Annotated in this window: 7 protein-coding genes; 5 read left to right on the top strand and 2 right to left on the bottom strand. The window is 62.0% G+C overall.

Going from position 1 to position 9,624, the window contains the following annotated elements; translation table 11 throughout:
• Positions 1-204: 204 nt before the first annotated feature.
• The 3 genes from BSZ35_RS11680 to BSZ35_RS11670 all read left to right on the top strand — a co-directional run bounded on the left by BSZ35_RS11680 (position 205) and on the right by BSZ35_RS11670 (position 2,607).
• Positions 205-534: a tetratricopeptide repeat protein gene (locus BSZ35_RS11680; RefSeq protein ID WP_105012602.1), complete on the top strand. Its 330-nt coding sequence runs from the start codon at positions 205-207 to the stop codon at positions 532-534.
• A 271-nt stretch (positions 535-805) separates the two neighbouring features.
• Complete coding sequence (locus tag BSZ35_RS11675) at positions 806-1,831, top strand: LysM peptidoglycan-binding domain-containing protein (protein WP_258096200.1); 1,026 nt, start codon at positions 806-808, stop codon at positions 1,829-1,831.
• 44 nt (positions 1,832-1,875) lie between these two features.
• The gene (locus tag BSZ35_RS11670; RefSeq protein WP_105012600.1) at positions 1,876-2,607 is read left to right on the top strand and encodes a CPBP family glutamic-type intramembrane protease; all 732 of its coding nucleotides are present in this window, start codon (positions 1,876-1,878) and stop codon (positions 2,605-2,607) included.
• 14 nt (positions 2,608-2,621) lie between these two features.
• Here the strand turns inward: BSZ35_RS11670 and BSZ35_RS11665 are convergent, their stop codons facing one another.
• Entirely contained in the window at positions 2,622-3,671 is a 1,050-nt protein-coding gene (locus BSZ35_RS11665) for an aryldialkylphosphatase (RefSeq protein WP_105012599.1), read from the bottom strand.
• Between the two features lie 193 nt (positions 3,672-3,864).
• On the opposite strand from BSZ35_RS11665, the gene BSZ35_RS11660 reads away from it, so the two are divergent.
• Positions 3,865-4,692, top strand: coding sequence for a zinc metalloprotease HtpX (locus BSZ35_RS11660; RefSeq protein WP_105012598.1), 828 nt, complete (start codon positions 3,865-3,867; stop codon positions 4,690-4,692).
• 642 nt (positions 4,693-5,334) lie between these two features.
• Positions 5,335-7,572, top strand: coding sequence for a carbohydrate binding family 9 domain-containing protein (locus tag BSZ35_RS11650; RefSeq protein WP_105012596.1), 2,238 nt, complete (start codon positions 5,335-5,337; stop codon positions 7,570-7,572).
• Positions 7,573-7,747: 175 nt separating this feature from the next.
• On the opposite strand, the gene BSZ35_RS11645 is transcribed toward BSZ35_RS11650, so the two are convergent.
• On the bottom strand, positions 7,748-9,412 hold the full coding sequence (locus BSZ35_RS11645; protein WP_105012595.1) for a HAMP domain-containing sensor histidine kinase: 1,665 nt from the start codon (positions 9,410-9,412) through the stop codon (positions 7,748-7,750).
• Between the last annotated feature and the right edge of the window lie 212 nt (positions 9,413-9,624).

Below are 9,624 nucleotides of genomic sequence, written 5' to 3'. Positions count from 1 at the left end.
GGGGAGCGGGCGGCTCGTGGTGAGGTCCTTTCCCTCGCGCTCTATCATTTTTCTTTGCGAACTCGTCGCAAGAAGGGTGCGTGTGCTACGCACAAGGTTGCGGGGCCCCGTGCACCCGCCAATTGCTGTTCCTAGGGACAACTCGTGGGGAGGGATGTTCGTACAGGTACGTCCGTCGTTTTATGGACCACTGTTCTCTCTGTGATGAGTACTGATCGGCTGGCAAAGCTGAAGGAGTTCTACGAGGAGGATCCGGACGATCCGTTCACCCGTTTTGCCCTTGCGCAGGAGCATTTGAAGCACGACAATACGGAAAAGGCCCTCGCGTTCTTCGAGGAGCTGGTAGAAACGGATCCGGACTACGTGGGCACGTACTACCACCTGGGCAAGCTGTACGAGCGGCTCGACCGTACCGACGACGCACTGGCAGTGTACGAGCAGGGCATTTCGGTGGCCCGAGAGCAGAAGGCGCAGAAGGACCTGTCCGAGCTACAGGACGCGAAGTTGAAGGCAGAAGGCGTCGGGTTTGACTAAGAGTCCCTATCAAAACCGGGCACGTCCTCCTGACCATCGTGGAAGAAGCTCCCTAAACGTGGCTGCCCGCACCAAGAAGCTTCTTCGACAGGCTCAGAAGGACCTGCCTAATCGTTGTTTTGATAGGGACTCTAAGAACTGGGCTGTCCCCTCGTTTTCTGGTGCGCTCCTTCGGGCCCCTACGGCTCGGAGGCATCCTCCGCAAACGGAGCTTCGAGGCCTGCCTGACGGTTCCGTTTCCGTTCTTAACCTGACCGAGTTCGTTGTTGCGATGTGTCGTCTTGTCGCCGCCATGTTGGGTCTTGCGGTCGCGCTGGCCCCCCTTTCCTCGCCAGTGCACGCACAAACCACGGACTCGACCTACACGGTAAAGGAGGGCGACACGCTCTATAGTATTGCCCAGGAGGTTGGCGTGTCGGTGCGCACCCTGATGCAGTGGAACGGCCTCGACGATACAGACCTACAGGTGGGAGAGACGCTCCGCGTTCGTCCACCGTCGACCTCCTCGACGGAGGCTCCGCCGTCCCAACCCTCTCAGCAGAACTCCGATCAGCAAGAGCCCCCCCCGTCAGAGACGGATCCCGCCGCATCCGAGGAGACGACTACGCCTGACGCTCCTTCTCCCTCCGTGGACACCACCCGCCCCCCACGCCCGTATGGCCGCTACACGGCCAAAGAGGGCGACACCTTCGTCAACCTGGCCCTTCGCCTGGGCACCACCACCGACTCCCTCTACGCCCTCAACGATAGCACCACCGCCCCCCTCTCGTCCGGTCGATCCCTCCGGTTGCCTCGCCGCTTTGCTCCCCCAACGCACGTCGTGGATGAAGGGCAGACCCTCTACAGCATTGCGGGCGAGTATGGCGTGAGCGTCCGCGCCCTGAAGGCCGAGAACGACCTTGAGTCCAACACCCTGAAGCCAGGCCAGCGCTTGACGATTCCGGGTCGGGGCGGCACGGACCTCCCGCCGCCCGGCGAATGGGCGGCCCCCGATTCCACGGGCCGCGTGGCCATTTATCCGGCGGCCTACGCGGGACGCCTCACGGCAAGTGGCACGACCTACGCTCCTAACGACTTCGTCGTGAGTCATCCGTCGCTCCCATTCAACTCCGTCGTGCTGCTCTCCTCTCAGGACCCCGAGAACCACACGTTTGCCCGCGTGATCGACCGTGGCCCGATTGAGGAGGGCGTACTACTGGATGTGTCGGACGCTGTCGCCACGGAACTGGGCCTCGACACCGAAAAGAAGCCTCCCGTCGCCCTTCGCGTGGTGTGGGTCGCAAACGACTCGGACTAACCTCTGCTCCTCCGTCCCTTCTTCGTTGCTCGTCCCTCATTCGCATGCGTTCCAATCCCCCAACCGGTCTGCGGGCCTATCACCGGTTCACGCGTTCGGCCACCTACGGCGTGCTGAGTGCCCTTCCGCTCTTCGTGCTCTACGAGGCGATGATCGTGGCCGTAAACACCGGCGCAAGCCGTCCGGTACGGGTGGGGACAGAAGTATGGCTCAAAGATCTGCTGGCGATGACGGGGGCACGAGGGGGACTCATTCTGATCCTCATTGCTGTCGTCGCTGCCGTGGCAGCGTACTTCCTGGACCGGGACAAGACGATTCCGGTTCGAGGGCGGTACTTCGCCGGAATTGTGGGGGAAAGCATCGTGTACGCGATCGTGGTCGCCCTGCTGGTGTCGAACCTCGTGGCGGCGCTTTTTGCCGTCATCCCTCCCCTAGAGGGCGACCTCTGGACGCAATTGGCCCTGTCCATTGGGGCCGGGCTCTATGAAGAATTGCTCTTCCGCGTGCTGCTGGTCGGCGGCCTCGCGCTTCTCTTCCGGCCCTTCTTCGACAACCACAACGCGGCCTATCTGCTGGCCGCCATTCTGGGCGCCGCCCTCTTTAGCCTTGCCCACTACATCGGTCCCCTCGGCGATCCGTTTGCGCTTCCGTCCGTCACGTTCCGCTTTGCCTTTGGGCTGGCTCTGAATGTGCTCTTCCTGTGGCGCGGCTTCGGCGTCGCCGCCTGGACCCATGCCCTCTACGACGTGATGGTGGTGACGGGCCTGTTTGGGTAGTGTGCATGTCGTCCTTACGTCCGGACCCGGACCGTAAAGGCCTCGCGCGGATTTTCGACCGTGAGCCTCCGAATCGTCTCCTCGTCGATGCCGGCAGCCCGGAGCCGAGGAAGAAAGGTGCGAAAAAGCGTGTCGAAGGGGCGCGGCTCCGCGTTGCCGGGCGGGTACGAACTGCCGTCGTGGGAGAGCAACACTTGGTCCAGCAGGTCGCGCTCCTGCATGGCCTGCACGAGCGCCAGGTGATGCTCGATCTCGTCCCCGGGCGCGAGGCCATCGAACTCGATCCAGGCCCCCTGCTCGGCCGCCTCCGCAAGCGCGTCGAGATCGGCCACGTTCTGGGCGTGCACCCAAATCCACGCCGACGGATCGACGCCCTCCTCCTTCAACACCGACAGCTGCTCGCGGGCGGCGGGCACGTTGTCGGACGTGTGCACGGCAATGGGGAGGCCACTGTTCTTGTGCGTCTTTGCGGCCGCTCGCACCAGTTTCCGATCGATGTCGGAGAGAGGGCCACTGTCGACAGCCGTTTTGATAAAGCCGGGCCGGACGCCGGTCCCGTCCACTCCCTCGGTCCACTCCGCAAGCCAACGCTCGGCCAACTGCGCAGCCGTTTCGTCGTACGCGTGGTCGGGCACGTAGCGGTCGTCCACGGCGCCGTAGTAGCCGGTATTCGTGAGAAGGTGCAAGCCCGTAAGCTCAGCGAGGCGGTGCATGATGAGCGGATCCCGACCAAAGTAGGCCGCCGTACAGTCCATAATGGCATCGCACCCGGCCGATTGCACGTCGTTGAGAATGGGAACGACGGTCTCAAACACGTCTCGGAGATCGTAGTCCGGTCGGCGCGCCGGCGGCCTTCCAAATCGCGAGAGTACGTGCTCGTGCGGAAGGGCCGTGCCTAACTCCTCCGGGGGGACAGGACCAGTCACGGTCATAATCTGCCCCTCTGCAGCGGGGCGAACGGTGCTGTCCTGCCGGTCGCGGGCCATGGGCGCGAGAGACGTCCCTAGCCCCGCACTCGCCCCCAACCCACCACCGAGAATCTTGAGAAGATCGCGCCGCGTCATGGAGAACTGCAAAACAATGACCACAATTGTGAACACTCTGTGAGCCTGTACTACCCCTCCCAGCGGATGTTCACGCTCTGTGCGCCGCGGATACGCACCACAGTGTCAAATCGGCAGGGACGTGAACTGTGGTACGGGGTTTGTCGTATATCGGCACGCAGTATTTGGATGGCTAAACTCAACCTGTTCCTTCATGAACACCCTTCGCACCACCGCGCTCATGGCCGTCATGTTCGTCCTGTTTGCCCTCATCGGGCAGGCGCTGGGCGGCACCGGCGGCATGATCCTCGCCTTTCTTATTGCCGTCGGCATGAACGGCGTCAGCTACTGGTTCAGCAGCTCCATCGTCTTGCGCATGTACGGCGCCGAGGAGGTGAGCCGCGCTGAGGCCCCGGAGCTGCACGACATGGTGGACCGCCTGCGCCAGCGGGCCGACCTCCCGATGCCGAAGGTCTGCATCATCCCGTCCGACCAGCCGAACGCGTTCGCCACGGGCCGCAACCCAGCCAACGCCGTGGTGGCCGTAACGGAAGGCATCATGAACACGCTCGACCGGGACGAACTGGCAGGCGTCATCGCACATGAGCTGGCCCACATTAAGAACCGCGACATGCTGACGTCCACCGTGGCGGCCACCCTCGCGGCGGCCATCACGTTGCTGGCCCGGTTTGGTATCTTCTTCGACCGCGAGCAGGGCTTCGTCACCTCCCTGCTGATGATGATCCTCGCTCCGCTGGCCGCCATGCTCATTCAAATGGCCATCTCGCGCAGCCGGGAGTACGCCGCCGACCGCGACGGGGCCGAGATTGCGGGCAATCCGCTCGGCCTCGCCAACGCCCTGCGCCGGATGGAGCAGGTGGCCCAGCAGCGGCCCATGCGCGGGGCCAATGAGGCGACCTCGCACATGTTCATCGTAAACCCGTTCTCGGGCGGCCTTAGTGGCATGCGGAAGCTCTTCTCTACCCACCCGCCCACAGAGGAGCGAATCACCCGGCTGGAGGAGATGTCTCGGGGTGCATAATTTCTTCTTTCTGGAGACTGTCCCTTGGAATCGGCTCTCCCTCTACAAGAAGAACGTTGCACTCTGTGTGACTTTATGAGATTAAACGCCGGATGTAGTCTTCTTAGGGGACACCAGGGAAAGAAAGACTCTTCCGGCCTTGAAGAGACGAGCGTAGCGACTCATGAAATAAAATGCCGCCCGGACCTCTCGGAGGAAGCGCGCCCTGGAAATTCTTCGCTGTCTGAGCGAGACAATCACAGATTGTCAGGAGCGAGATTCGAAGAATTTCCGCGTGACCGAAGTAGAGGTCAGGCATTTTCTTCACAGCCGCGATCTTTTTCGTGCATTTTTGGATCCGGCCAAAAATGCACATCCTCACGAGAAGGAACGGAGACATGCGAAGAAAGCAGCGTCGTACTGCGGCTATTTCGTAATCCTACAGAGAGTGCAGACATCGACATAAGGCGCAGCGATGATTGTACATCGCATATTGGTTGCTGGCCGCTTCATAGACTTATTCTAAGCAACATTCTTTGTCTGTGAAGCACTCCCCCCTCGGGGTGCACGGCGGCACTGTTTTCGCGCGAGGTAATAGTATGGTAATCCTCCCTCTTCCCACCTGGGCCTCGTTCTCCCCTTCACGATGCGCGTTCTGTGCCGATGCGTTCTCGTTTGATTCCGGTCGTTGCTTTGGCCCTTTTGACTCTCGGGGCTGCCCCTCTGCCTCTCGCCGCCCAACCCACCTCCTCCGAATCCCTCCGCGCTCACGCCGTCGAGGGCGCGGCCCCAATCCAGCTAGACGGGCATCTCGACGAAGAGGTCTGGGACCAAGCGCCGAAGAGCACGGCCTTCACCCAGCAGGAACCGGTGGAGGGCGGTCCCCCATCGGAACGGACAGCGATCCGGGTCCTCTACGGAGAAACGGCCCTCTACCTCGGGGTTACCCTCTTCTACAGCGACCCGGACGCGATTCGAGCCTACCAGTTGCGTCGGGACGCCTCGCTGGGCTCCGACGACCGGCTCATGTGGACCCTCGATCCCTATAACGACGGCCGCAACGCCTACTTCTTCGAAACGAATCCGCTGGGCCTGCGGGGCGACGGCCTGCTCTCCTCCGGCCAGGGCTCTAGCCTCAACAAGTCGTGGGACGGCATCTGGACCGTCGAGACGCGTCGCCATGAGGACGGCTGGACGGCCGAGATTCGCATTCCGTTTCGGACGCTTCAATTCGACCCAACGCAGACCACCTGGGGGTTCAACGTGCAGCGCACGCTCCGGGTCGAGAACGAAGAAATTCTGTGGGCCGGGCACGAACGCGACGAAGGCATCTTCCGGCCCCAACACATGGGCACGCTCCGCAACGTCGGAGCGGAATCATCGGGAGTCGGGCTCGACGTAACCCCCTTCGGGCTCGCGAAGGGAAGCCGTTCGTGGACCGACTCGGGCCGATCCACCGACGGGACGGCCGATGTCGGGGGCGACCTCTCCTACGCGTTTACGCCCAGCCTCCGGACGGCCCTCACCGTCAACACCGACTTTGCCGAGGTGGAAGTGGATCAGCGACGGGTTAACCTGACTCGGTTTCCGCTCCGCTTCCCCGAAAAGCGAGACTTCTTCCTGGAGGGCTCCAGCGTATTCGACTTTGCCCCGCGCAGCGCGCAGTATCCCTTTTTCAGCCGGCGGATCGGACTCGTGGACGGAAGTCCCGTTCCTATCCTCGCCGGGGCGCGGATGAACGGGCGGATGGGGCGCTACAACGTCGGGCTTTTTCAAGTGCGAACCCGGTCGACGGACAATGTCGTGTCGGACACCACCTCGTGGCCCCGTGAAGACTTCACCGTGGCACGGGCCGTGCGCAACGTCGGCAGTGAAAGTCAGGTGGGCGTGCTCTATACGCGCCGGGCCACTGAAGCGGAAGGGGAACGGTTCGCGCGCCTCGACAACCGGCACACGCTGGGGGCGGACATGGAGCTCAGCACCTCCTCGCTGTTCGGCAATCAGAACTTCCAGTTCCAGGCCTTCTTCGTCTGGCACAACGCTCCGCTGAAATCCGACACGTCGAGTTGGGGCCATCGCACTACCCGCGGGCTCCGCCTCAATTACCCGAACCAGCCGTGGTTTGGCCATATGTCGTACCGGGAATTCGGCAATGCGTACGACCCCGCAGTGGGATTCGTCCGTCGCCGAAGCTTTCGCCGTCTCCAGCCCACTATCGGATACAACCCGGTATTCGAAACCAACGCCGTCGTCCGTGAAATTCAGTTCGTCGCCGACTTCGAGTACTTGACGGATCTTGCCCTGGAGCCGCAGACGGTCAACTTCACCCTGACGCCGTTGGAGCTGTTCTTCACAACCGGAGATCGGGTAGAGGTGGAGGTTGAACGCAACTTCGAGCGCCTCAACGAGTCGTTCGACATTCTGCGAGACGGCAGCATCCTTCTTCCGACCGGAACTTACCCAACGTGGGGAATGGAAACGGAGGCCGAAACGGCGGCGTACCGCACCGTGTCGGGCGAGGCCGAGTTCGGCTACGGCGGCTTCTGGTCCGGCACGCGCACCCGGCTGTCCCTCGGGACCACCGTACGCCCCCTCCCCGGCCTCAATGCCAGCGTCAACTGGGCACACCGCCGGGTCAACCTAGCGGAGGGCGACTTTCGAACGCACCTCCTGCGCTTCGAGGGCAACGTGGACCTGACGCCCAACCTCGCCATCACCTCCCAGCTGCAATACGACAACCTGAGCGACCGCCTCGGCCTCTTTGCTCGCCTCCGGTGGATTCTGGAGCCCGGAAGCGACCTCTATCTCGTCTACACCCACAACTGGCGCTCCATTGACGGGCACCTCTCTCCACGGAGTGCCGAGACGGCCGCCAAGCTCACCTATACGATCCGACTGTAACGCCATGCCCTGAGATAGGCGTCGGGTGCCGAAAGGAGCCCTTCGTCGGGGAGACCGCGCTCCGTTCTGCGCTGCCTGAAACGGCTTCCCTAGCGCCGTTGGCGTCCATTGGCGCTACAGACCATTTCACGACCTGGGATCGGGGGGAGCTATGATATGAATGGATGGGCCGTCCCTACTCGCCGGGGTCGGTCTCGGCGGATGCGTGCGCATTCTCGCGGTGCTCCCGGCCGTTCGTGTACGCGGCGGCCCCGGATGTCGCCCCGTCGGAAGTCTCCGACTCTGGATGACGCGGCAGATGAATCGTGAAACGGGTGCCCACCCCTAGCTCGCTCTCAACTGTGATGTCTCCGTGCAGAAGCTCGACCAGCTCTTTCGTAATCGATAGGCCCAATCCACTCCCTTTGTGCGTGCGACGGGGGCCCTCCGATTCTTGCCGGAACGCCTCGAACATGCTTTCCTGAAACGATTCGCTCATGCCCGGCCCAGTATCCTCTACCTCCACTCGCGCATGCGTGAAGGACGCCTCGGCTTGATCGGCATCGGAGCCCCGGTGGACGCGAGCGACTCGCACCGCCACCTCACCGCCGTCCTCCGTAAATTTGATGGCATTTCCGACGAGATTCCGCAGGATGCGTTGCACTGCCCCCGGGTCCAACACACAGGCACACTGTTCACAGAGGTCGAGCTGAAGAGTGATGCCCGCGTTGTCGGCCCGCTCAGCCTGCTCGGTGACAATGGCCTCCGCCTCTTCGACAAGATCCACCGACTCCAGATGCAGGTTTTGCTTCCCAGCCTCCAGCTTCGAGAGGCGAAGGACTGAACTCAGGGTGTCGAGCAATCGCTTGCTGTTCTCGTGGATCATAGCGGCAAATTGCTTTTCCTGCCCACTGGCTTCCTCCGTGAGCACCTCCGCAAATCCCGAAATGGAGGTGAGGGGCGTCCGGACCTCGTGGCTCATGTTGGCAAGCATAGCGGATTTGAGTTGGCTGGCCTCTTCGGCTTTCTCTTTGGCTACGGTCAACTCTTCCACCGTTCGGGACAGCTCCTGCTCACGATGTTCGAGCGCCTTCTTGGTCTGTTGAAGGTCGCCAAGCGCATCCTGTAAGGACTCTTCGGACTTCTCCAATTGCCGTTGTTGATACTCCTTGACCATGAGTGCCTGCGCAAGGGCCTCCTGCTGTTGCTCGGTCGCTCGCCGGAGCCGCTCGGCGCGCCGGTTGGTCCGCCGGCGCACCACGTGCATCATGGTCGCCAGAGCTGCCGCCCCAGAAAGCCCGATGGCCGGAAAAAAGAGCGCCTCCGGTGCGTGGACCAGTCCGGACACGAGGAGCCAGCTAAACAACGACACTGCCAGGACGGCCGTAAACCACCATTTCGACAAAAATACGAACCCCGTTCCCACCAGCAGAAGGGCCATGACCACCACCTCCACCTCTTTGGTCAGCACTTGCGACCAGAGGGTATTCGTCAATGCAATAACAAACGTCAGGGCGCTCAAGACATACACTCGATCGCTCTCCGGCGTGACCCCCGTAAGCACAATGCGCAGCAGGAGGAGAATCACCGACGAGGCGGCCGCGAGCATCGAGATGTAGACGGCATTCGGCCGGGAGAGCAGCAGCATGTGCGTGACCATCTGCACAAGATATAGCGTGCTCAGCCCGACGAGGATGGGCGCAAGGCTGTCGTGAACGACCGCATTGAGGGCCGTCTCAAGGTCGTCCTCATCGACCTCTTGCGCCGCTGCCGCGGTGCTGGGAACAGAGGCTGTGGCCCCCCCCTTCTCCTGCGAGAGCTCCGATTCATCCGACCAAAGATCCGTGCGATCATCTTTCATTAGCAGAAAACAAAGACGTGCGAGCAGGTCAAAGGGAAAGAAATGCCATTCCGAAGTCGTCGTCCGGCCCTCCCTGTACCCCTTTGCCAAACGGTCGTGTCCAGGAAATACGTACTACAAAATGACTCCGAAAGAATCGGGCACCCGTCTTTCAAGCGAAGACCGTGCCTCCAAACGCTCCTGCCCCCACTTCAGTTTGCATGAGGCAGACG

Source organism: Salinibacter sp. 10B (assembly GCF_002954405.1).
Taxonomy (GTDB): Bacteria; Bacteroidota; Rhodothermia; order Rhodothermales; family Salinibacteraceae; genus Salinibacter.
Note: the sequence above shows the minus strand (reverse complement) of the source record. Positions and strands in the feature narration are given on the sequence as shown.

Excerpts from the sequence above, each read along its gene's own strand:
- BSZ35_RS11680 (WP_105012602.1), top strand. The coding sequence starts at position 205 with ATGAGTACTGATCGGCTGGCAAAGCTGAAGGAGTTCTACGAGGAGGAT.
- BSZ35_RS11660 (WP_105012598.1), top strand. The coding sequence starts at position 3,865 with ATGAACACCCTTCGCACCACCGCGCTCATGGCCGTCATGTTCGTCCTG.
- BSZ35_RS11665 (WP_105012599.1), bottom strand. The coding sequence starts at position 3,671 with ATGACGCGGCGCGATCTTCTCAAGATTCTCGGTGGTGGGTTGGGGGCG.
- BSZ35_RS11645 (WP_105012595.1), bottom strand. The coding sequence starts at position 9,412 with ATGAAAGATGATCGCACGGATCTTTGGTCGGATGAATCGGAGCTCTCG.
- BSZ35_RS11650 (WP_105012596.1), top strand. The coding sequence starts at position 5,335 with ATGCGTTCTCGTTTGATTCCGGTCGTTGCTTTGGCCCTTTTGACTCTC.
- BSZ35_RS11675 (WP_258096200.1), top strand. The coding sequence starts at position 806 with ATGTGTCGTCTTGTCGCCGCCATGTTGGGTCTTGCGGTCGCGCTGGCC.
- BSZ35_RS11670 (WP_105012600.1), top strand. The coding sequence starts at position 1,876 with ATGCGTTCCAATCCCCCAACCGGTCTGCGGGCCTATCACCGGTTCACG.